Annotated in this window: 18 protein-coding genes and 1 tRNA gene; 10 read left to right on the top strand and 9 right to left on the bottom strand. The window is 47.5% G+C overall.

Annotation, left to right across the window (positions count from 1 at the left end):
- Positions 1-46 precede the first annotated feature (46 nt).
- The 7 genes from nfuA to EHS89_RS05985 all read left to right on the top strand — a co-directional run bounded on the left by nfuA (position 47) and on the right by EHS89_RS05985 (position 9,097).
- A complete protein-coding gene (gene nfuA / locus EHS89_RS05955; protein ID WP_124925207.1) occupies positions 47-640 on the top strand; it encodes a Fe-S biogenesis protein NfuA in 594 nt (197 codons plus the stop codon).
- 302 nt (positions 641-942) lie between these two features.
- Positions 943-3,372: an endopeptidase La gene (lon, locus tag EHS89_RS05960; RefSeq protein WP_124925208.1), complete on the top strand. Its 2,430-nt coding sequence runs from the start codon at positions 943-945 to the stop codon at positions 3,370-3,372.
- Positions 3,373-3,471: 99 nt separating this feature from the next.
- On the top strand, positions 3,472-3,777 hold the full coding sequence (locus EHS89_RS05965) for an HU family DNA-binding protein (protein ID WP_338080736.1): 306 nt from the start codon (positions 3,472-3,474) through the stop codon (positions 3,775-3,777).
- Between the two features lie 39 nt (positions 3,778-3,816).
- Positions 3,817-3,893 (top strand) — tRNA-Asp (locus tag EHS89_RS05970).
- An 80-nt stretch (positions 3,894-3,973) separates the two neighbouring features.
- Positions 3,974-5,854, top strand: coding sequence for a SurA N-terminal domain-containing protein (locus tag EHS89_RS05975; protein ID WP_124925210.1), 1,881 nt, complete (start codon positions 3,974-3,976; stop codon positions 5,852-5,854).
- Positions 5,855-5,973: 119 nt separating this feature from the next.
- A complete protein-coding gene (locus EHS89_RS05980) occupies positions 5,974-8,685 on the top strand; it encodes a YfiR/HmsC family protein (protein WP_124925211.1) in 2,712 nt (903 codons plus the stop codon).
- Entirely contained in the window at positions 8,678-9,097 is a 420-nt protein-coding gene (locus EHS89_RS05985; protein ID WP_124925212.1) for a response regulator, read from the top strand. The genes EHS89_RS05980 and EHS89_RS05985 overlap by 8 nt, the downstream gene beginning before the upstream one ends.
- On the opposite strand, the gene EHS89_RS05990 is transcribed toward EHS89_RS05985, so the two are convergent.
- The 8 genes from EHS89_RS05990 to gloB form a co-directional block, all read right to left on the bottom strand.
- On the bottom strand, positions 9,094-11,613 hold the full coding sequence (locus EHS89_RS05990; RefSeq protein ID WP_124925213.1) for a two-component system response regulator: 2,520 nt from the start codon (positions 11,611-11,613) through the stop codon (positions 9,094-9,096). The two genes, EHS89_RS05985 and EHS89_RS05990, sit on opposite strands and share 4 nt — an antisense overlap.
- Before the next feature lie 157 nt (positions 11,614-11,770).
- Positions 11,771-13,366 (bottom strand): ABC transporter ATP-binding protein, encoded by a 1,596-nt coding sequence (locus EHS89_RS05995; protein WP_124925214.1) that lies wholly within the window; start codon positions 13,364-13,366, stop codon positions 11,771-11,773.
- Positions 13,359-14,399, bottom strand: coding sequence for an ABC transporter permease (locus tag EHS89_RS06000; RefSeq protein ID WP_124925215.1), 1,041 nt, complete (start codon positions 14,397-14,399; stop codon positions 13,359-13,361). The genes EHS89_RS05995 and EHS89_RS06000 overlap by 8 nt, the downstream gene beginning before the upstream one ends.
- 2 nt (positions 14,400-14,401) lie before the next feature.
- Positions 14,402-15,502 (bottom strand): microcin C ABC transporter permease YejB, encoded by a 1,101-nt coding sequence (locus EHS89_RS06005; protein WP_124925216.1) that lies wholly within the window; start codon positions 15,500-15,502, stop codon positions 14,402-14,404.
- The gene (locus EHS89_RS06010) at positions 15,502-17,322 is read right to left on the bottom strand and encodes an extracellular solute-binding protein (RefSeq protein ID WP_124925217.1); all 1,821 of its coding nucleotides are present in this window, start codon (positions 17,320-17,322) and stop codon (positions 15,502-15,504) included. Before EHS89_RS06010 ends, EHS89_RS06005 begins: the two co-directional genes overlap by 1 nt.
- 76 nt (positions 17,323-17,398) lie before the next feature.
- The gene (locus tag EHS89_RS06015; RefSeq protein WP_124925218.1) at positions 17,399-17,647 is read right to left on the bottom strand and encodes a hypothetical protein; all 249 of its coding nucleotides are present in this window, start codon (positions 17,645-17,647) and stop codon (positions 17,399-17,401) included.
- Positions 17,648-17,686: 39 nt separating this feature from the next.
- A complete protein-coding gene (locus EHS89_RS06020; protein WP_124925219.1) occupies positions 17,687-19,276 on the bottom strand; it encodes a lytic transglycosylase in 1,590 nt (529 codons plus the stop codon).
- 118 nt (positions 19,277-19,394) lie between these two features.
- Entirely contained in the window at positions 19,395-20,168 is a 774-nt protein-coding gene (gene gloB, locus EHS89_RS06025; protein ID WP_124925220.1) for a hydroxyacylglutathione hydrolase, read from the bottom strand.
- 108 nt (positions 20,169-20,276) lie between these two features.
- Here gloB and EHS89_RS06030 point away from each other — a divergent pair, with 108 nt between their 5' ends.
- Genes EHS89_RS06030 through dnaQ form a run of 3 tightly spaced genes read left to right on the top strand, consistent with a single transcriptional unit; the run spans position 20,277 to position 22,230 of the window.
- Complete coding sequence (locus EHS89_RS06030; RefSeq protein ID WP_124925221.1) at positions 20,277-21,062, top strand: class I SAM-dependent methyltransferase; 786 nt, start codon at positions 20,277-20,279, stop codon at positions 21,060-21,062.
- Entirely contained in the window at positions 21,046-21,492 is a 447-nt protein-coding gene (rnhA, locus tag EHS89_RS06035; RefSeq protein WP_124925222.1) for a ribonuclease HI, read from the top strand. The genes EHS89_RS06030 and rnhA overlap by 17 nt, the downstream gene beginning before the upstream one ends.
- Positions 21,493-21,507: 15 nt before the next feature.
- On the top strand, positions 21,508-22,230 hold the full coding sequence (dnaQ, locus tag EHS89_RS06040; RefSeq protein ID WP_124925223.1) for a DNA polymerase III subunit epsilon: 723 nt from the start codon (positions 21,508-21,510) through the stop codon (positions 22,228-22,230).
- Positions 22,231-22,347: 117 nt separating this feature from the next.
- On the opposite strand, the gene nhaB is transcribed toward dnaQ, so the two are convergent.
- Positions 22,348-23,847, bottom strand: coding sequence for a sodium/proton antiporter NhaB (gene nhaB, locus EHS89_RS06045; protein ID WP_124925224.1), 1,500 nt, complete (start codon positions 23,845-23,847; stop codon positions 22,348-22,350).
- Between the last annotated feature and the right edge of the window lie 143 nt (positions 23,848-23,990).

Below are 23,990 nucleotides of genomic sequence, written 5' to 3' on the forward strand. Positions count from 1 at the left end.
GTATCCTGAGCCTCATAGCGTGTTTGTATAAGTAACAGGATACTGAATGAATATTACCGTAACAGAATCAGCTGAAGACTACCTTGCAGAGCTGCTGGAAAAGCAGGACGTGGAGGGTATCGCAGTACGGATGTTTGTCACCCAGCCAGGTACACCTTATGCAGAAACCTGCCTCGCTTACTGTCGCCCCGATGAAGTGGTCGAAGACGATGCGGTAATGCAGAAAACCAAGCTAAAGTTTTACTTTGAGAAAAACAGCCTGCCTTATCTGGAAGAGGCAACGGTTGACTTTGCGACCGACCGGATGGGGGGGCAGCTAACGATTAAAGCCCCTAATTCTAAAGTGCCTATGGTGTCAGCAGATAGTCCGATGGATGAGCAGATAAACTATATTCTTTATTCTGATGTTAACCCGGGGCTAGCTTCACACGGTGGCGAAGTTAAGTTGATGGAGCTGGTGGAAGAAGAGCAGGGGCATATCGCTATTCTTCAGTTTGGCGGCGGCTGTCAGGGTTGTAGTGCGGTAGATATGACGCTTAAGGATGGGGTTGAGAAAACCTTGGTTGAACGTATACCGGGTTTGATCGGCGTACGTGATGTAACCGATCATAGTGTGCGGGAAAACGCATACTACAAATAAACCTATAAATTATATAAAGCCCGGCATTGCCGGGCTTTTTAGTTTTTTGGTGATGTTATGAAGAAAGGGTAGCTGCTGAAGCCCCCATTTTGGTGGCAAGTTAGCAGAGTGCTTTGCTGTTTATAAGGTCAGACAGTGATACATTCTAACTGGCAGTACGCTTATTTTTTGTTTTTACAGATTTTTCTTTCGGTGTGGTTGTTTTTTTAAAGGCCAGCCCCATCTAAATGAAAAGCGTTATACCGTTCTATCTGTATCTGTGTGTAGCGCAGTTACTATCGTCTAGAGGAGTTAGGTCCGTTATGGCACCACTCGAGAATAATAAAGAGATCACTTCCACCACATTGCCGGTTTTGCCCCTGCGTGATGTTGTTGTTTATCCACATATGGTGATCCCGTTGTTTGTTGGCCGGGAAAAGTCGATTCAGGCCCTCGAAGCAGCGATGTTGCAGGATAAAGAGATCCTGTTGATTGCACAGAAAAATGCGTCCGATGATGAGCCGATCGGCAGTGATCTGTTTGATATTGGTACCGTTGCCAGTGTTTTGCAGATGCTAAAACTACCGGATGGTACAGTTAAGGTGCTGGTTGAGGGCGATTATCGTGCCCGTATCGATCAGCTGCACGAGACTGAGGAGCATTTCACAGCGGATATCTCTGTGCTGCCTATTGAAGAGGTCAGCACCGGTGAGGCTGAGATCTATAAGCGCACTGCGCTGGATCAGTTTGAGCGTTTTGTTCAGGTAAACAAAAAGATTCCATCTGAGGTGTTGACCTCGCTGGGTTCGATTGATGAGATCGGTCGTCTTGCCGATACCATCGCTGCACATATGTCGCTTAAATTGCCTGAAAAACAGGAAATTCTCGAGATGCTGAGTGATCAGCAGCGACTTGAGCATCTGATGGCTCTGATGGAGTCTGAGATCGACCTGGTTGAGGTTGAGAAGCGGATTCGTGGTCGTGTTAAGAAACAGATGGAGAAGAGTCAGCGCGAGTATTATCTGAATGAGCAGATGAAGGCTATTCAGAAAGAACTGGGCGATCTGGATGAAAATGGTACCACTGATATTGAAGAGCTGAAAAAGCGAATCGATGAAGCGGGTATGCCGCAGGAAGCGTTAGATAAAACGCTGAATGAATATAATAAGCTGAAGATGATGTCGCCGATGTCTGCTGAGGCGACGGTTGTTCGTGGTTACATCGATTGGATGTTACAGATTCCATGGGCGAAGCGATCTAAAGTTCGTCACGATATGAAGCGTGCCGAAGCGATTCTGAATGAAGACCATTACGGCCTGGAAGAGGTTAAAGACCGGATTCTGGAATATTTGGCGGTGCAGAAGCGGGTTCGTAAGCTTAAAGGGCCTATTTTGTGTTTGGTAGGACCTCCGGGCGTAGGTAAAACCTCACTGGGTCGTTCTATTGCGCGGGCAACGAATCGTCAGTATGTGCGGATGGCGTTGGGTGGTGTGCGTGATGAGGCGGAGATTCGTGGTCACCGTCGAACTTACATCGGTTCTATGCCGGGTAAGTTGATTCAAAAAATGTCTAAAGTTGGCGTAAGAAACCCGCTGTTCCTGCTCGATGAGATCGATAAAATGGGTATGGATCAGCGCGGCGATCCTGCCTCGGCACTGCTTGAAGTGCTGGATCCCGAGCAGAACAGTACATTCAATGATCACTACCTTGAAGTAGATTATGATCTGTCCGATGTGATGTTTGTCTGTACCTCTAACTCGATGAATATTCCGGGTCCGTTGCTGGATCGGATGGAGACTATCAGTATTCCGGGTTATACCGAGGATGAGAAGTTAAACATCGCGCGTAAGTATCTGATTCCTAAACAGCTTAAAACCAATGGTCTGAAGAAGAATGAGTTGATCATTGAGGATGAAGCGGTAACCGATCTGATTCGTTATTACACCCGCGAGGCAGGTGTGCGTGGATTGGAGCGTGAGATTGCTAAGATTTGCCGTAAAGTGATTAAAGAGATCGCTTTGGAAGGTGTTAAGGGTACTTCTGTAACCGCTAATAGCGAGAATCTTGAGCATTACTCCGGGGTCCGTAAATGCAACTTCGGTGTGGCAGAAGAGGAAGATCGTATCGGTCAGGTAACAGGTCTGGCCTGGACCTCTGTCGGTGGTGATATTCTGACGATAGAGTCAGCTGTTGTGCCAGGTAAGGGGCGTCAGGTGCGCACCGGATCGCTGGGTGATGTGATGCAGGAATCTATTCAGGCGGCGCTGACTGTGGTTAGAAGTCGGGCGGAATCTTTGGGTATAAATCCTGATTTTCATGAAGAAAATGATATCCATATTCACGTACCTGAAGGGGCTACGCCTAAAGATGGTCCGAGTGCTGGCATCGGAATGTGTACGGCTTTAGTGTCGGTGCTTGCCGATATACCGGTTCGCTCTGATGTTGCGATGACCGGCGAAATTACCCTGCGGGGGCAGGTTCTGCCTATCGGTGGTCTGAAAGAAAAGCTGCTGGCTGCGCATCGTGGTGGTATTAAAACGGTCATCATTCCTGATGAAAACACCCGTGATCTGAAAGAAATTCCAGATAATATCAAGGCAGACCTTGAAATTTGTCCGGTTAAGTGGATAGATGATGTCCTGCAAATTGCTTTGAAATATAGCCCAGAGCCCTTGACAGAAGAGCAAAAGGCAAACCTTTCTGAGAAGAAAAAGCAAGCAAAAAATGAGCAGGGACAAATAAAACCGCATTAACACAAAATAGTTACCAAACTGCCTGAAAGCCGCTTGACAGCTGAATTGTGCGCTTGGTATAAATTGTCCGACTACCTTGCTGGGCATGGACCACAGAATATAAAAAATGATTCATATAAGGGGAACAATGTGAATAAATCTGAACTGATCGACGCAATTGCAGCTTCTGCTGACATTCCAAAGGCCGCTGCTGGTCGTGCACTGGACGCTACACTAGAATCAGTATCTGGCGCGCTGCAAAAGGGTGACTCTGTTGCTCTGGTAGGCTTCGGTACTTTTGGTGTTAAAGAGCGTGCTGCACGTACTGGTCGTAACCCACAGACTGGTCAGCCGATCCAGATTGCAGCGGCAACGCTGCCAACTTTCAAGCCTGGTAAGGCTCTGAAAGACGCTGTAAACAAGTAAGAAAAGCTAGCGCCTGATCCGTAAGGATCGCTGGCACCCGGAGCGGTAGTTCAGTTGGTTAGAATACCTGCCTGTCACGCAGGGGGTCGCGGGTTCGAGTCCCGTCCGTTCCGCCAACTACAAAAGGCGCATCCTGTTTAAGGGTGCGCTTTTTTTTATTGGCAACCCAATAAACCTTTAGAGACCAAGAGGCATCATGCTTCAGAATATCCGAGATAATTCCAAGGGAATCGTAGCCAAGATTATTGTTGGCCTGATTGCAGTCACTTTCGCACTATTTGGTGTTGAATCTCTGGTCAGTCTGACTGGTGGATCGAATGCGCCAGCGACTGTTAACGGTGTTGAAATCAGTGAGCGGGATCTGCTGCAGGGGGCTGATCTGCAGCGTCGTCAACTACTGTCCCAAATGGGTGAGAATGCTGATCCAACGCTGCTGGATGATAATCTGATCCGTAAAGCAACCCTGGATAACCTGGTTAAGCAGGAAGTGCTGTTACAGTCTGCTCAGAATCAGGGGATGACTATTTCTGACCGGCAACTGGATCAGATGATAATCAATACTCAGGAATTCATGGTAGATGGTCGTTTCAACCGTGATCAGTATCAGGCGGTTCTGCGAAATGCGGGTATGTCTCCGCTAATGTACAAAGAGATGCTGCGCAAGGAAAGTCTGCTTGAGCAAGAGCGAATGGGTTATATGCTGTCAGCCTTTGCGCTTGAGTCTGAAGCTGAAAATATTATTAGTCTTGATCGTCAGACCCGCGATATTGCATATCTGCAAATCGGTCTTGATGACTATAAGGCGGGTGTTGTTCTGAGTGATGACGAAAAAGCTGAGTATTATAATGATAATCAGCAAAGCTTCATGACTGAAGAGCAGGTCGTTATTGAATACCTGATGTTGAATAAAGCGCAGCTGCTGAAAGAGGTTGAGGTAGATGATGCGGAGCTGCAAACTCAGTTTGATCAGTTATTGGCATCATTCCAGGCGGAAGATCAGCGCACTGTTTCGCATATCATGATTGAAGTGAATGATCAGGTTGATGATGCTGCTGCGTTGGCTAAAGTGCAGGCGCTGGCTGAACAGCTTAATCAGGGCGCAGACTTTGCTACGTTGGCGCAGGCTGAATCCAATGATCCGGGGTCTGCTGCCAGCGGCGGTGAGTTGGGGGTTTATCAGCAAGGTTTGTTGGACGGGCCATTTGAAGATGCTGTTTATGCTCTGACTGAAGGTCAGGTTTCTGAGCCGGTACGTACCGCGTTTGGTTATCATCTGATTAAGTTAACAGGGCTCAGCACTACTGAAGCGCCATCGTTCGATGAGGTTAAAGATCAGCTGGTAGCAGAGCAGATGGATAACAAGGTTGAGCAGCTTTATGTTGAGAAGGTTGGTCAGCTGACTGATCTGACGTTCTCAGCCGGTGATCTGTTGGAGCCTGCTGATGAGATGGGGCTGACTATCGTCGAGGCGCCTGCTTTTGGTCGCCAGGGTGGTGCAGATGAGTTGACCTCAAATGCCCGGGTTATCCGGACAGCTTTCAATGAAGAGCTGATCCGTGATGGAATCAATAGTGATCCGGTTGAACTGGATTCCGGGCGTACCCTGGTGCTGCGTATTAAAGAGCATATTCGTCCGCGTCAGCTGACGCAGGATGAAGTGGCAGAACAGATCACAGCGACGTTAATTGAACTGAAGGCCGGTGAGGCGTTGCAGGTATCTTTGGAGCAGCAGTTAGAAGCTCTGAAGCAAGGTGCTGAGCGTATCGCTATCAATGGTATCGAGTGGCAGAACGCAACTGCTGTTGGTCGTGCGGATCGCGAACAGCCAGCTGAGATAGTGCGTGCGGTATTTGGTATGGCTGAGCCTCAGGCTGCGGCAACTTATAAAGTGATTACCCTGATTGATGGCAGTAAAGCGCTGGTTGCAGTAACGGCAGTTAATCTGCCTGAGCTGGCTGAGTTGTCTGTCGAAGAGAAGCAGGGCATGAAAACGCTTCTGGGGCAGCGTGTAGGGCAGTTTGACTATCAGGCAATGCTAGACAGTAAGAGTGCTAAAGCAGAGGTTGAGCGCCTTTAAAGGGGCTTCTATCGCTGTTTTTAAAAAGCCTGCATTATGCAGGCTTTTTTTGTTATGTAACCTGCATTATGTCACTGCTTTTCTCCCCGTAATGAGTATAATCCGACTTGGAAACGCCCATGAAACTGACATTATTTATGTATGCAGTAATCATTCTGGATCGGCAGATGACATTTAAGTTTTGTAAACAGCTTTTGATATTGTTAATTGTGCTGCAAGTCAGTGCTTTTAATAGTGGTCAGGCTTTGGCTAAAGATAAGCTGAGTCAGGACCAGGTTACTGCAGCTTATCTGTATCGCCTCAGTGAAAAAATCCAATGGCCGGCAACGGGCAGGCAAACATTTTCTATTCACCTGGTAGGGGCTAGTTCGGAGCTGTCCGCTACGCTTAAATCTTTAACCCGATCTAAGCCTTTACATGGTATGGATGTGACCATTAGCCGTTCTGATAAGGCTGATACTCCAGCGGTTGTTGATGTGCTGTATCTGAGTAAGAAAAAAGTATCCCTGGCGTCGAAAATTTTGACCTCAGTGAGTGGAAAGCCGTCCTTAGTTATCACTCATGGGTATAAAAATGAGCGATCATTGATGATCGATCTTTATCAAAACAGTAAGAATCAGATTCGGTTTAATATCAATAAATCTAATATTATCAATCAAGGCTTGAGTATTGACCCGGATATCATCGTTTTAGGTGGTAATGAAATTGATGTTGCCAGAATATACCGGGCTACACAGAATAGTCTGAAAGGTATGGAGCAAAAGCTAGCACAGCTTGAGGGCCAGAATAGCTCACTTGAACAGCAGATTAAACAATCGCAGAAAGTGGTATCTGATCTGGAAACCATGATTACTCAGCAGAAGCGGGTCATTATTACCAGTGAGGCTGAGATTGATGCAACCAAAAAGAAAATTACTGAACAGAATAATATTCTGGCCCATCAGCTGACAACCATCGGTAATCAGCAGGCTCAAATTGATCTGGATTCTCAGTCTCTGCAAGTATTTAAGGGGCAGATAAAGCAACAGAAAGACCTGATACAAACCCAGCAACAACAGTACGAGTTACTGGTGGCTGAAGGTTTGGAGCAGGAGCAGTTATTGAAAAAACGCTTTGATGAACTGAACGTGCAGGCTGATGAGATTAGTCGGCGTGAACAGATACTCGACCAGTTAGAGCAGCAGATTGGATTGCTTGACACAAAAATACAGCGTCAGGAACAGCAGATTACCGCTCAACAACTCAGTTTGACTTCACAAAGCAAGCAGATTGAAAAACAGGTGCTGTCTTTATACCTTATGGCGGCGGTATTGTTGCTTATCATATTGCTGGCTTTGTTTATCTATATGAGCCGCCGCCGTTATCAGGATCTTAGTGAGCAGCTCAAGGTTGCGAAAGACGCTGCAGATTATGCCAGCAAGTCGAAATCGGCTTTTCTTGCGAATATGAGTCATGAACTCAGAACGCCTTTGAACTCTGTGCTGGGGTTCTCTGAGCTACTGCTTAAGCGAAGCAATGATAATGCTGAGGTTAAAGAGGTATTGAATATCATCAATCGTAGCGGCGATCATCTGTTGCACCTTATCAATGATGTTCTGGACCTGTCTAAGATTGAAGCCGGTAAGATCGCTGTCGAAATAGCGCCTTTTGATCTGGTAGGTTTGGTTGATGATCTGTTTGAGTTAATGGAAGAAAGGGCGCGAGCTAATGGTATCGTGATGCATTTGGAACTGGCTAAAGACCTGCCGCGATATGTTAAAAGTGATGCGTCTAAAATCCGCCAGATACTGATGAATTATATTAGTAATGCGATAAAGCATACCAAGCAGGGCTCTGTGACTATTGCCCTGTCATGCGATGATAAGTTTCTTACTTTGCGGGTTACAGATACGGGTATCGGCATAGCTGAAGACCGGCTCGATGATGTTTTTGAGCCCTTTGTTCAGTTAGGGGTTGTTGAGGATCAGCCGGGTACTGGTTTAGGCTTGGCAATCACCAGCCAGTTTGCCGCTCTGTTAGGTGGTCAGGTGCAGGTTGAGAGTGTGTTAGGGCAGGGCAGTAGTTTTAGTGCCACCGTTGAGTATTCTTTGTCGGGTTCTGATGAGTTAGTGGACTCCTCATCAGGTTCGGATGAGCTTGATGTAATAGGGCTGAGCCCGGCACAAAAAAGTATCAAAGTTCTGATTGTTGATGATCAGCCCGATAATATGCGTTTGCTGAAGAATGTTATCGATGTGTTGGGGTTAGAGGTTCAAAAAGCACGCAATGGCATGCAAGCGATAGAGGTGTTTCAGGCTTGGCAGCCTGATTTTATCTGGATGGACCGGCGAATGCCCGAAATGGGTGGTGAGCAGGCAACATCGGCGATAAGAAAGCTGCCCGGTGGCGATAAGGTTATCATTGCTGCGCTAACTGCCAGCGCATTTACCGAGGACAAGAAAGCGATAGTGGCTGCTGGGATGGATGACTTTGTTGCCAAGCCTTATCGGGCCAGTCAGATATATAGCTGTATGCAGAAACATCTTAATTTAGAGTATATATACGCGGATGAAGCGGTTGAAATTTCATCACAAAATGATCTGGTGTCTGCTGATGAGCTGTTAGAGCGCTTATCAGTCCTTGATATGGAACTTTTAAAGCAGATGCATAATGCGGTTTTGTTGTTGGATGCCGATGCAATGGAGCCGATATTAACAAAAATAGAGTCAATTGACCCTCAGTTAGTTGATCAGTTAAGCAGTCTGATCTCGAATTTCAATTACCATTATATTCTTAATGCCCTGGAGCATTTGTTAGAAGCTCAGGGAGTGGGAGAGAGAGACCTTGTTTAACTTACAAGACAAGCATGAAATTTTGATTATTGATGACTACCGGGATCACCTGCAGTTGCTTAGTGGTTTACTGCATGAGCAGGGCTACAGGGTGCGGGGGGCAAGTGATAGTGAGATGGCTCTTAAGAGTATTAAGGCTCAGCTGCCTGATCTTGTTCTGGTTGATATCAAAATGCCGGGTATGGATGGTATAGAGTTGTGCCATCGACTTAAGCTGCAGGAGAATACAGAATCAATTCCGGTAATTTTCATTAGTGTATTGAGTGGCTTTAAAGATAAGGCCAGAGCGTTCAGGGCGGGCGGGGCTGACTTTATTACTAAGCCTTTTCCAAAAGAAGAGTTGCTGGCAAAAGTGTCAACTCAGCTTCGACTGCTTGATTTCATCAGAGTAGAGCAGCAACAGCATCATTAAACCGTCTGTTTGTCTGTAAGATACTCAAGTAACTTTGTAAATGGCACCGGGCGACTGTAAAAATAACCCTGTGCCCTCTCACAATCTTCTTGCATCAGGAAGCTTCGTTGCTGCTGTGTTTCTACGCCTTCAGCAATGATTCCAAGCCGCAGGCTTCGGGCCATCGCTATTATCGCTTTTGCTATTGCTTCATCATCCTGATCGTGTGGGATATCCCTGACGAATGACTGATCTATTTTAAGTGTATCGATAGGAAAGCGCTTCAGATAACTCAGCGATGAATAGCCTGTACCAAAATCATCAACGGTCAGCGTTACTCCCAGAGCTTTGAGCTGATTGAGAGATTCCAGGACTTTGTCGGGCTCGTCCATCAATACTGTTTCAGTAATTTCAAGGTCGAGATGTTCGGGGCTTAGGCCTGTTTCCCGAAGTATTCTGCCAACCAGCACGGGTAGATCGCAACGCTGAACCTGCAGACTGGAAATGTTTACAGATACGCGCTTTAAAGGGTGGCCTTCATCGATAAGTTGACGCATGTCCTGACAGGCTTTTTTCAGCACCCATTCGCCGATAGGTAAAATGAGTGATGTTGCTTCAGCGAGCGGGATGAAACGATCGGGTGGAACCTGTCCAAGATAAGGATTGTGCCATCTCAACAGGGCTTCAATATGCTGTGCCTGGCCTGAGTCCGGATCTACTATGGGCTGGTAATTCAGGCTTAATTCGTTGTTGTCGATCGCTTTTCGTAATGCGGTTTCCATCTGTAGCCGGTCGGTGGCAGCAGCGGTAAGTTCACGAGTGTAAAAACGAAAAGTGAAGCGACCATCACCTTTTGCCAGATACATGGCGCTATCGGCGTTTCGTATCAGGTCAGCAGGGCTGTCACCATCATCGGGAAAACAGCTGATGCCAATGCTGCCGCCAACAAATATTTCATTCTGATCAGGAGCAAAGGGCTCGTTAAAGATGCTAAGTATTTTTTGAGATAGAATTTCGATCTCTCTGCGGTCGTTCATGTTCTCGGCTAATACTAAAAACTCATCGCCGCCGAGCCGGGCAACGGTGTCATTGGCCCTTAATTCATGTTTGAGTCGGGTGGCGACCTGCTTTAGTATTTTGTCGCCGAATGTATGGCCAAAACTATCATTGACGTCTTTAAACCGGTCGAGGTCGATAAACAGTACCGCCAGAGAGCGCTTTTCTCTGGCAGCTGTAGAGATGGCGTGTTGCAGACGATCATTAAGCAGCAAACGGTTTGCAAGCCCTGTGAGTGGATCATGATGGGCTAAATATTCAAGTTTCTGCTCTGACTTTTTCAGTGTCGAGATATCAGAAAACAAAAGTATGTAATTGGTCAGATTTTGTTCTTCATCAGTCACGGCGGTGATGGTAATCAGTTCCGGATTGATAGAACCGTCTTTGCACAGGTTGTTCATCTCTCCGCGCCAGTGACCTGCTTCATCAAGTGAGATAAATACATCATGATAATCGGATTTATTATGCAATTGACTGTATCTGAACTCCAATAACTGCCCTTTAGCGTCTTGCTCGGTGTAACCGGTTATGTCAGTAAAGGCAGGGTTAACGGAGATTATGCGTCGTTGCGCATCGGTGACCATAATGCCTTCAGCAGTATTTTCGAATACGCTGCTGGCTTGCTCTAATTGCTCCTGAACCAGTTTGTGTTCAGTTACATCCTGGGTGGTGCCCAGTATGCAAAACTGGGAGAGCTGAGGGCCACTTAAGGATTCGCCAATAGTTTTTAGGTATCTGACCTGATCATTTGGCAATATGATTCTGTGTTCAATGGTAAAGCCTGAGATATTAAGTTTGGCAGTAGTGAATGAGTCTTCAAACTGAAGTCGGTCCTGGGGGTGTACCGAATGGATAAATGAGTCCAGACTAGGCTGAACAATAGAATCCTCAAGGCCGAGAATATGGTACATTTCATCAGACCAGGACATCTCACCACTATCAATATGCCATTCCCAGCTTCCTAACCGGGCTATTCTCTGGGCACCTTTGAGTTTCTGGTTGGTCCCGGTCAGTTCCGCGGTGCGCTCTTTGACGCGGTCTTCAAGTTCAGATTTTTGTAACGTTAACTTGTGCTGAATCTGATACAGGCTGATATGGGTATTTACCCGGGAAAGTACTTCGCGATGCTGAAAGGGTTTGGAAATAAAATCTACCCCACCAACGTTGAAGCCCTTGAGGCGGTCTTCTGAGTTATCCAGCGCGCTGATAAAAATAATAGGTATATGGCTGGTCAGGGGCTGCTTTTTGAATTCAGCGCACAGCTCATAGCCGTTCATGACCGGCATTTTTACATCGAGTATAATCAGCTCGGGTTGACGCAGTTGTACAGTTTTCAGGCATTGCTCAGGGTCAGTTGTTGAGCGCACCTTATATCCGGCTTCGGATAAGATTTCACTTAACAGCTTTAGGTTGGCGGGTAAGTCATCGACTATGACTATTTCGCCTTTATGTGCAACTTGATTTGCGATTGAGTGATCCATTATCAAATCCGTGAACGTCTACAATCAGGATTACCATCATAGGTTTACCATATCGCTGTTGCTAATTACAGTCGGCGTTAACCATTATGATGATACTGGTCAGCAAATTCTGTAGTACGTATTTTTATCAGGCCTTGCAGCTTCATAAATCATCAGTTCAGTGTTGAAAAGCGGCGCGTAAAAGTTGTTGTGTATACGGCTGCTGCGGTTTAGCGAAAACGGAGCTGGCTTTGCCTTGTTCAATGATGTCGCCATGTTGCATGACCAGCAGATCGTGGCTTAGCGCTTTTACTACTGCCAGGTCATGACTGATAAATATGTAAGCGAGGTTATAGCGCAGCTGCAGATCTCGCAACAGATCTATGATTTGCGACTGTACCGTACGGTCTAACGCTGAGGTTGGCTCATCAAGAATAATCAGTTCAGGTTTCAGGATCACGGCCCGCGCGATCGCTATGCGTTGTCGTTGCCCGCCTGAAAACTCATGGGGGTAGCGGTGCCTGTCATCCGGGTTGAGTCCGACTTCATTGAGAGTATCGATAATCATCTGTTCCCGTTCTTCCACCGTGCCGATGTTATGGATCTCAAGTCCTTCACCAATCGACTCAGAGACCGACATACGGGGGCTCAGGCTGCCATAAGGATCCTGGAATACGATCTGCATTCGTCGCCGTAACGGTTTTACCTGCTGTTGATTAAACTGATCAATACGTTGTTCGTCGAAGCTGATAGCGCCTTCAGAGTTGATAAGCTTGAGGATAGCCAGCCCCAGTGTGGTTTTGCCTGAGCCGCTTTCACCGACGACACCCAGGGTGCGCCCTGGGTGAAGATTAATATTGCAGGGGTTAACTGCTTTGATATGGTCAACCGTCCTTTTCAACAGTCCTTTTTTGACTGGAAACCAGACTTTAAGCGCTTCTGTGGTCAGCAATGGTGAGCCATTCAACTCAGATATGGAAGGTGCGCCACCGGGCTCAGCATTGAGCAGTTTCTGAGTATAGTCATGCAGTGGTTGTTCAAACAGCAGAGCCGTTGTGTTTCGTTCAACGATGCGTCCGTTATACATGACGCAGACGTCATGGCTGTAGCGACGCACTATATTCAGGTCGTGGGTGATCAGTAGTATCGCCATGCCCAGTTTTTGTTGCAGTGATTGAAGTAATTCAAGAATCTGTTCCTGAATAGTTACATCCAGAGCGGTAGTGGGTTCATCGGCAATCAGCATTTCGGGATCATTGGCCAGAGCCATAGCGATCATGACACGCTGCCTTTGTCCTCCAGAGAGCTCATGAGGGTAGCTCTGGAGTCGCTTTTCAGGTTCCTTGATGCCTACAAGATGTAGTAGCTCGAGCGTGCGCTCTCGGGCTTGCTGTCCAGTGAGTCCCTTGTGCAGCAGTAGTGTCTCACCGATCTGTCGTGAGATATTATGCAACGGGTTCAGCGAGGTCATCGGTTCCTGAAAGATTACGCTGATACGATCGCCTCGCAAGCTGCGCATCTGTGCCTCGTTATTTTGTAGAAGATCAGTGCCGCTGTAGTAAATCTCACCATTAGGATGGCTGGCTTTCGGATAAGGCAATAGCTTAAGAATTGACATGGCGGTAACCGACTTACCGGAGCCTGATTCGCCGACAAGTGCCAGCGTCTTGCCTGCGTCTATATCAAAGCTGACATTGTTTACCGCGTTTACGGCATTCTCGTTTTCACCAAAGCGAACACTGAGATTACGGATCGATAACAGAGGCTTAGTCATTCATCACCTTGCGGGGATCAAATGCATCCCGTACAGCTTCGCCAATGAAAATCAGTAGCGTTAGCATAATAGAGAGGGAGAAAAAAGCGGTCAGGCCCAGCCATGGCGCATGCAAGTTGGCTTTGCCCTGAGCGACCAGTTCCCCGAGTGAGGCGGATCCGGGCGGTAAGCCGAAGCCAAGGAAGTCTAAGGCAGTGAGCGTGACCAGTGAACCATTAAATATGAAGGGCATAAATGTCAGGGTAGCGACCATCGCGTTAGGCAGGATATGGCGGAACATGATTAAGCGATTATCCAGGCCTAAGGCTCTGGAAGCGCGAACGTATTCCAGGTTTCGGCCACGGAGAAATTCGGCGCGAACGACATCGACCAGTTGCATCCATGAAAACAGCATCATAATACCCAGCAACCACCAAAAGTTGGGCTCCACAATGCTGGCCAGAATAATAAGCAAAAAGAGTACGGGCAGCCCCGACCATATTTCGATAAAGCGCTGAAAGAACAGATCGATCTTACCGCCGTAGAATCCTTGTACCGCCCCTGCGGCAACGCCGATGACCGAGCTGACTAATGTCAGTGTGATAGCAAACAGGACCGATATACGAAAGCCATAGATTACCCGTGCCAGAACGTCACGGCCCTGGTCATCAGTACCCAGCAGGTTTTCGCTGCTGGGGGGAGAGGGGGCCGGTACCGGCAGTTCCTGGTTGATGGTGCGGTAATCAAAGCGTATTGGGGGCCAGAAGATCCAGCCATTTTTTTCTTCGATCAGTTCCTGAATATAGGGGTCTTTGTAATCGGCAAAGGTATCAAACTCCCCGCCAAACTCGAGTTCAGAGTAATCGACCAGAACCGGATAGTAGAATTGTTGGTTGTAGCTGACCAGTATGGGTTTGTCATTGGCGATAAGTTCGGCAAACATGCTCAGCAGGAACAGTCCCAGAAACAGCCAGAGAGACCAGTAGCCCCGTTTATTGTTACGGAAGTTTTCGATGCGGCGTTGATTAATCGGGCTCATTTTCTTATTAAGCATGATTATTGCTCCCGACTCTCAAAATCGATGCGGGGATCAACAGCAACATAGGTCAGGTCGCTGATCAGTTTCAGTAACAAGCCTATCAGGGTAAAGATATAAAGGGTGCCGAAAATAACCGGATAATCTCTTTTAATAACGGCTTCGTAACCTAATAATCCCAGCCCGTCGAGGGAGAAAATAACTTCGATTAACATTGAACCGGTAAAGAAAATGCCAATGAGTGCTGCGGGCATGCCGGCAATTATCAGTAACATCGCATTGCGAAACACGTGACCATAGAGAACCTGGCCTTCTGTCAGGCCTTTGGCGCGGGCAGTGATGACGTATTGTTTGTTTATCTCGTCCAGAAAAGAGTTCTTAGTCAGCATCGACAGTGTGGCAAAGCTACCAATGACCGAGGCGATAACCGGCAAAGTAATATGCCAGAAGTAATCCTTGATCTGTCCCCAAAGGCTGAGCTGATCGAAATCCGGTGAGGTTAGTCCCCGTAGCGGAAACCAATCGTAATAGGTGCCGCCGGCGAAAATAACAATCAACAGTATTGCGAACAGAAAGTTTGGAATGGCGTAGCCGATGATAACGACCGTGCTGGTCCACACATCAAAGCTGCTACCATCCCTGACCGCTTTTTTAATTCCCAACGGAACAGCAATCAGATAAGTAATGAGGGTGGTCCAGAGGCCTAATGATATCGATACCGGTAACTTTTCAATGATCAGGTCGGTTACTTTTTTGCCGCTGAACAGGCTTTCACCAAAATCAAACACCAGATAATTCTTTAGCATTTGGAAAAAACGTTCGTGAGCTGGCTTGTCGAAGCCAAATTGAGCTTCGATCTGCTTAACCAGTTCGGGGTCAAGCCCGCGGGCGCCCCGATAGCCACTGCTGTTTTCTGTCGCTGTTTGTGAGCTATTGCTTAGATCCGACTGTGCGCTGCCATCAAAGCGTGCGGTAGCGCTGGCGTTGATGCCCTGCAGATTGGCTATCGTCTGCTCGACAGGACCGCCGGGGGCCGCCTGAATAATCAGGAAGTTGATGGTAAGAATACCCAGCAGTGTAGGAATAATCAGCAGCAGACGCCGCAGAATATAGGCGGCCATTAGTTAGATAGTCCTTGTTTCAGACTCTCAGGTTTTACCCACCAGGTATCAAAGCCAAGCGAGTATTTAGGCCGGATCTGAGGGAAGGCAAACTTATTCCAGTAGGCAACGCGGTAGCTGTTTATGTGATATTGAGGAATGACATAATGATTCCATTGCAGTACCCGGTCGAGCGCTCGGGTGCGTAGTACCAGCTGTTCTCGATCGGGGGCCTGGATAACCTGTTCGACAAGATAATCGATGGCCGGATTTTTAATGCCAATCATGTTTCTGCTGCCCGGCTGATCGGCGGTTGAGGAGTGCCAGTATTCGCGCTGCTCATTACCCGGTGAACTCGACTGACCAAAACCACTGACAATGATATCAAAATCAAAGCTGCGCACCCGATTGATATACTGAGATACATCGACAAGCCGGACCGAGGGAATGATACCCATACGTTCTAAATTACGGCTGAAGGGTGCGACTACCCGTTCAAATGCAGGCGAATACAGCAGAATCTCAAATGACATCTGCTCCCCCTGCGCATTTAACAATTTACCATCTTTAAGGTTCCAGCCTGCGCTTTTTAGCAATCGGAGTGCTGTACGTAGCTGGCTGCGGGTTTTACCGTCGCCTTTGGTTGTAGGGGCGCGATAGACAGTATTGAATACCTCTGGAGGGACCTGGTCCCGAATCGATTCCAGGATCGCAACCTCTTCGGTGGTGGGTAATTCGGTTGCAGCCATCTCTGAGTTAGAGAAATAGCTATGGGTGCGGGTGTAGGCACCGAAAAAGATATTTTTATTGGTCCACTCAAAATCAAATGCATAGGCGAGTGCTTGTCTCACCCTGCTATCGGAGAAATAAGATTTCCGGTTATTGAGAATAAAGCTCTGCATCCCGGTAGGGTTTTCGTGTTGCAGGGTTTGGGTAATGATCTTGCCATCATCAAACACCGCTCCGGTATAACCGGTGGCCCAGCGTTTTGAAGAGTTTTCTTCCCGGAAATCGTATTCACCGCCCTTAAATGCTTCCAGAGCGACGGTGCCATCTTTGTAGTAATCGTAACTGATGGTTTCAAAATTGAAGCGGCCGCGGTTAACGGACAGATCGTTGCCCCAGTAGTCCGGATTGCGGCGGTAGGTAATCTGTCGGCCTGAATCAAACTTCTCGACGGTATAAGGGCCTGAGCCCAGTGGTGCTTCTAATAATGGTTGTTGAAAATCCCTGTTTTCCCAGAAATGCTTCGGCAGGATACTCACTTCACCGACGATAAGTGCCAGTTCCTTATTCTCACCAGAAGAGAAACTGAATTTAACCCGTTGTGGCGTTAATGCTTCTATATTTTCAATGCCACGATAGTAGGCTTTGTAGAAAGGAGCGCCTTGCTCTCTAAGCAATTTAAAGCTGTATACAACATCATCTGCGGTGACCGGCTGACCATCGCTGAAGCGGGCTTCGGGTCTTAGATTGAAAATGATGGAGCTGCGGTCTTCTGCTACTTCAAGTGATTCTGCCAGCAGGCCATAAAGTGAAAATGCTTCGTCCTGTGCCCGCGCGAGCAGTGAATCGTAGACTAATCCAAGTCCATCAGCCGCAGTGCCCTTAATAATAAAGCCATTAAAGCTGTCAAACGTACCGATAGCGGCTTGAGTAACCCCGCCGCCTTGTGGGGCGTTGGCATTAACATAGTCAAATTGTTGGAAGTCTGTTGGGTATTTAAGGTCGCCGTGCATGGCGATCCCGTGTTCGGGCAGAGCAGCGTTGAGTGGGCTGGTCAGGCTGCTGATAAAAATAGCCGATGCCAGGCAGGATTTAGATAACTGTTTGAAATTCATCCGTAATATCCAGCAGATTGGTATCTGTTAATTTATAACAGGGGTTCTCTGTTATCGCCAGTTATATGAGTACGGATTAACGGTTTTGTTCAAATTTAGCTGCAAGATCAGTTAATTGCTGGTGTTGAAACTTGCGTTTTACTTTGTTTGTCTGCAGTTGCTTAAGTTGCTGTTGTAGGTAGGTCAGCTTATCGGGATTGCCTTCTGCCAGACCTTTTATCAAATCCTGATCCATCCAGTTACAGATTTTACGATAGAGCACGAACTTAAATAGCAGCGCCGTAACGGTTGCGAAGATGATAATGGCAATGCTCAGTGCATCCATGGATAAGCTTCCTGGTGAGATTTCTTTAATCTGTGCTTTTTAATGAGTATTAGTTACATCAACGTAAAGGGTTAATTTTTGGCCCGGTTGCAGGTATTGCTTGCCGGTGAGCTTGTTCCAGCGTTGGATATCTTTAACCGATACCCTGAATTTACCCGCTATGACCGACAGGGAGTCACCGCTGCGAACGGAGTAGCCGATGCGGCGGATCATCTGTTTCTCGGTTGGGCTCAGGTTAGCGCTACTGTTAGCTTTCCATATTACCAGCGACTGACCGCTACGCAGGGCGTCGCCGGGTGCCATCTGGTTCCATGAAGCCAGCTGCCGAACACTGACTTTGTGTTGTCGGGCGATTTTCCAGAAGCTATCACCAGGCTGAACCTGATAGCTGATCTTGTCTCTATTGCTTTGTGCCAGTTGATTCTGCTTACGGTTAAAACGCTGGGTTTTACTTAGTACATAATCACTGGATTGATTTTTTGCGGTCGGAATTAGCAGGTACTTACCGGCACGAATATTAGTATTACTCAGCTTGTTGGCGCTGCGAATAACCGCTGTTGTGGTATTGTGACGTCGTGCAATGGTGCTGATACTGTCACCGCTACGAATTTTGTAACGGGTCCAGTTAACCCGTTGCTCTGCTGGTAGCTGGGCCAGTTTTTGGTTAAAGCTATCGACTGTTTCTACTGGGATTAACAGGCGATGAGGGCCCTCAGGATCAGTGGCCCAACGGTTAAATCCGGGATTAAGCTGATATAGCTCCTGGGTTGATATATCTGCCAGTTCAGCGGCCTGTGCCAGGTCGATCTGACTGTCCAGTGTAACGATTTCAAATACTGGCTGATTGTCAATTTTAGCCAATGCTATGTTGTGCTGTTCAGCATCGCGAATTAACTTAGATACCGCCAGTAGTTTAGGCACATAAGCCCGGGTTTCTTTAGGCAAGGGAAGAGACCAGAAGTCGGTCGGAAGTCCTTTTTTCTTGTTTTTACGTATCGCTTTAGAAACGTTGCCACCGCCACAGTTGTATGCAGCTAAAGCCAGTTCCCAGTCACCAAAGCGTTTATGAAGCTGTTGAAGATAGGTTAGCGCTGCATCCGTTGATGCGACAATGTCGCGTCGTCCGTCATACCACCAGCTGGATTTGAGGCCAAAATGCTTTGCTGTGCCGGGAATGAACTGCCATGGGCCGGCTGCTCTGCCATGTGAGTAGGCAAAGGGATCATATGCACTTTCAATAATAGGCAGCAGCGCAATTTCTGCAGGCATATCCCGTTTCAGAACTTCACCAAGAATATAATGGTAGTAGCGTCCAGCTCGCGTAGTTACACGCTGCATATACTGAGGGTGTTTCAGATACCATTTAAACTGGGTTTCAAGGCGTTTCTGGTCCTGATCCAGGTCCAGTGCCATGTTGGTACGGGTTAACTGCCAAAGGTCTTTGGCGGTATCAGTTTTGCTCGGGACAGAGAAGGTTTTGTCTGCGCTGTCGGTAACTTTTACTTCCTGAACAAGGCTTAAACTACCGCTGTCAGTGACGCCTGTCTCGGAGATGTTTGGGTTTGTCTGACAACCAGCGAGCACCAGACTGGTAGTGGTAAGTACAACAAGTTTTCTGACCAACTGCATGCCTGATAGGCCCCGTAGAAAAAGAACAAAGGCAGCATTCTATGGGGCCGGTTAAGAGGGGTCAACTGTTATTGGCTGGTGTCCGTCTCAGGTTGGTTAATATCGTATTGGCGACAGATTAAAACTGATTTTTCCATTCACGAATGGCGGCAAATATATCTGATTCATTACCCAGAGGTTTGCCTGTGAAGTCTTCAGCGGCAGCTTTAACGCTGGCTGATGAATATCGCAGGAAGGGGTTGATCTGTTTTTCAGTGGCAATGCTGGTAGGTAATGTCGGCAGGTTACGTTCACGTAGTCCTGTGCATCTGTCCTGTGCATCTGATATGGCCAGGTTGTCAGGTTCTACTGCAGCAGCGAATTGTAGGTTTGCCAGTGAATATTCGTGGGTACAATATATTTCGGTGCTGTCTGGCAGGTGGTTAAAGTATTCCATCGCCTGGTGCATCTGTTCTGCGGTACCCTCGAATAAGCGCCCACAGCCTGCTAAAAACAGGGTGTCACCACAAAATACCTGAGGCTGCTGGCCAGACAGGTAATAGCTTATGTGATCCAGGGTATGTCCCGGGACTTCGCGTACTTCAAGCTGCTGGCCCAGCAACTCAATCTGATCGCCGTCTTGTAATCTGTTTTCTATCGCTTTAAAGGGGGAGTTGGCCGGGCCATAGACAGAGCAGTTGTGCTGTTTCTTTAGCTGCTCTACACCACCAGTGTGGTCATTATGGTGGTGGGTGATCAGTATTGCAGTTAAATCAAGCTGATTCTGTGTGAGGTATTGATTTACTTCATCCTCAGAACCGGGATCAATTACTACAATTTGTTGTTTTCCGGGTACGCTTAGGGCCCAGATATAGTTATCATTAAAAGCAGGAATCGGGGTTACTTTAAACATCAGGGGCCTCGGATAAGCTGAGATAGTAGTACACAAACATTAACGGGAAGATTAACCTATTAGGCAGTTGAGGTTAACAACGCTTAGTTAAACAGGCAATGATTCGATATGGTATTCAGACAACAGCCCCCACTGGCAAGTTTCCTGCCAGAATTAAGAGAGTGGTTTGACACTGAATTAGGTCAGCAGTTGCTGGCTGCAGAGCGCGACCTTCTGGATCGTTTATTGCCGACTATGTTTGGCTATCATCTGTTGCAGATAAGTATAGATAACCGATTGGATCTGGCACGTGAAAGTCCTGTCAGGCATCAGGTTCTGGTTAATCCAGTCAGTGAGTTGGGTTTGCCTGATACAGCTGTTATTGGCCGTAATGAAGAGTTACCATTTGCCCATAACAGTATTGATGTTGTGTTGTTGCATCATGCGCTTGATTTTGCTGAGAGCCCGCATCAGGTCTTGCGGGAAGCGTCACGGGTATTGCGTCCGGGAGGCTACCTGTTAAATGTTGGTTTTAATCCGATGAGTTGGTGGGGATTGTATCGTCAGTTCAGGTTTAATAAAGACGGAGTGCCCTGGAAAGGTCACTTTATCAGTTCCCACCGTATGCATGACTGGCTGGCTTTGTTAGAGCTGACAGAAGTTAAGGTGTTGTCCGGTTTTTACTCATTACCTTTTGAAAAGCCGTTGTGGCGTCAGAATAGTCGTCTGTTGGAGTCGGCTATCCGACGTTGTTCGCCTAACACCGGAGCCTTTATGTTACAGATAGCTCGTAAAGATGTGGGTGGGATGACGCCCACAACACCGGCCTGGAAAAGACGAAAGCTTATAAATATCCCATTAGTTGAACCCACCACCCGTGGTGCCCGAGGAAGAGTGAGTGAAAAAAAGAGTTAATATTTATACCGATGGTGCCTGTAAAGGGAATCCTGGTCCGGGCGGCTGGGGTGCAGTGCTGCAATATGGCGAGCACGCCAAGGAGCTGTTTGGTGGAGAGATGAATACCACCAATAACCGGATGGAATTGATGGCGGCTATTGAAGCACTGGCTGCGCTCAAGGAGTCCTGTGAAATTATTCTAACGACTGATTCGCAGTATGTACGCAAAGGTATTACTGAGTGGCTGGCTGGCTGGAAGCGTAATGGCTGGAAAACCTCGGCTAAGAAACCGGTCAAAAACGATGATCTGTGGAAGTTGCTCGATGAGCAGACTGCACGCCATCAGGTCGAGTGGAAGTGGGTTAAAGGCCATAGCGGTCATCCGGGAAATGAGCTGGCTGATGAGCTGGCAAACAAAGGGGTTGATAAGGCCCTGGCAAACGCATAAGTGAATTAATAGATTATGAGACAGATTGTACTTGATACCGAGACGACGGGTATCGACCCTAAAGAGGGGCATCGGATTATCGAGATCGGCTGCGTTGAGATGATCGGCCGAAAACTGACCGGACGTACCTATCATCAATATATTAATCCGGACCGAATAGTTGAGGACGAGGCGATCTCGGTGCACGGGATAACCAATGAATTCCTGGCAGATAAGCCTTTCTTTGCTGAAGTGCAGGATGAGTTTCTGGAATTTATAAGGGGGGCTGATCTGGTTATTCATAATGCCCCCTTTGACGTTGGGTTTATGAATCATGAGTTGATGCTCAATGGTTATCGTGAGCGGGTGGATGATTTTTGTCAGATCACCGATACCCTGGCGATGGCGCGAAAGAAACATCCGGGTCAGAAAAATAACCTTGATGCCTTATGTCGTCGTTACGGTATTGATAACTCGCACCGGGAGCTTCACGGGGCGTTGCTTGACTCTGAAATTCTTGCTGATGTGTATCTGCTGCTTACCGGTGGTCAGAAAACGTTATTACTGGCTGGAGAGGGCGAAGGTAATGATGACGGCGTTGACCAGATCAGGCGTTTGGATACTTCTGCATTCGATCTTAAAGTCATCGAAGCGAGTGCCGCGGATATGGAAGCTCATAAAGCCTATATTGCCAAACTGGATAAGAAGGCGGGCAGTATATGGAGTCAACTAGGTGCTGAAGCCGCTGAGGCGGAATAGCTAAACCTGTCGGTAAGTTTGTGTGGATGAAAGCAGATGTCGTGGTAAAGAGATAAATCAGACATAAAAAAAGCAGGCGTTAAGCCTGCTTTTTTGTGTCTGTAATACAGTGATGCGTTACAGGAAGTTTGTTACGCCGATGTAGCCAACAAGACTCATGACGATGGTGTAAGGCAGAGCCATCCAAACCATTTTGCCGTAAGACAGACGAATTAGCGGTGCCAGTGCAGAAGTCAGCAGGAACAGGAATGCAGCCTGACCGTTTGGAGTCGCAACACTTGGGATGTTAGTACCGGTATTGATGGCAATTGCCAGCAGGTCGAACTGTTCGCGGCTGATAGTGCCAGCGTCAAGGGCTGCAGCAACCTCATTGATGTATACCGTTGCTACGAACACGTTATCGCTGATGGCTGAAAGAAAGCCGTTTGCGATAAAGAAGATGCCGGGTTGTGCCGCTTCATCCATTTCAAGTACCGCCGCGATGATCGGCTGGAACAAGTGTTGCTCATGGATCACAGAGACGATTGCAAAGAATACAACCAGCAGTGCGGTGAAGGGCAGAGCCTCTTCAAATGCTTTACCGATCTGATGTTCTTCAACGATGCCGTTAAAGGCGGTTAGCAGGATGATAATAGTCAGACCGATCAGGCCTACGGCGGCCAGGTGGAGTGCCAGAGCGACAACCAGGAACAACGCTACAAGTACCTGAACCATCAGTACCATTTTGTCGCGCTTAGTCTGCTTCTTATCCTGAGCGGCCGAGTAATCTTCAAGTACGGTGCGAACAGAGTTTGGGATTTCTGCGCCATAATCGAACCACTTAAGCTTTTCCAGTAGTACGCAGGTAACCAATCCTGCTGCCAGTACCGGCATAGTGACGGGTGCCATCAGAACGAAGAACTGGACGAAGTCCCAGCCGGCTTTTTGTGCGATCAGCAGGTTCTGCGGTTCGCCTACCAGTGTACATACGCCACCCAGTGCGGTACCTACAGCACCGTGCATCAAAAGGCTACGCAGGAAAGCACGGAATTGAGCCAGTACTGCATGCTTATCTTCGTGTACTTCTTCGTCATCACCATGGTCATGGTCATCATGGTGAAAATGTTTGCCCGAGGCGACTTTGTGGTATACCGCATAGAAGCCGACACCAACACTGATCAGAACGGCTGTAACAGTCAGGGCATCTAGAAATGCTGATAATACTGCGGCAAACATGGAGAATAGCAGTGATAGCAGCATTTTTGAGCGAACATTAAGCAGTAGCTTAGTGAAGGTCCAAAGCAGCATGCTCTGCATGAAGTAGATACCGGCTACCATAAACATCAGTAGCAGTATTACTTCCAGGTTAGCCTGGACTTCGTGATATACGGTTTCTGGACTGGCTAAGCCGATAACGATGGCCTCAATCGCAAGTAAACCGCCAGGTTGTAGGGGGTAGCATTTAAGAGCCAGTGCCAGAGTAAAGATAAATTCAAAAATCAGAATCCAGCCAGTTATAACAGGACCTGCGGTGTATAAAAGAATAGGGTTGAGAATCAGAAATAATACAATTGCCTGTTTGTACCATACTGGTGAGTTGCCGAGGAAATTCTTGATAAGAGCCTGCGATGTGGTCATCGATACTAGTCCTGTGCCATGCGGGGCTTATATAAGCTAAAAGGTTGTTATTATGGCGCCGTAGCCTATCAGGACTGCTAGAAAATCAAAACCCCGTGGCTGGGCTTATATACCAGTTAAGAGTATCTTTTCTACTTTATAGT

Source organism: Amphritea balenae (assembly GCF_003858655.1).
Classification (GTDB): Bacteria; Pseudomonadota; Gammaproteobacteria; order Pseudomonadales; family Balneatricaceae; genus Amphritea; species Amphritea balenae.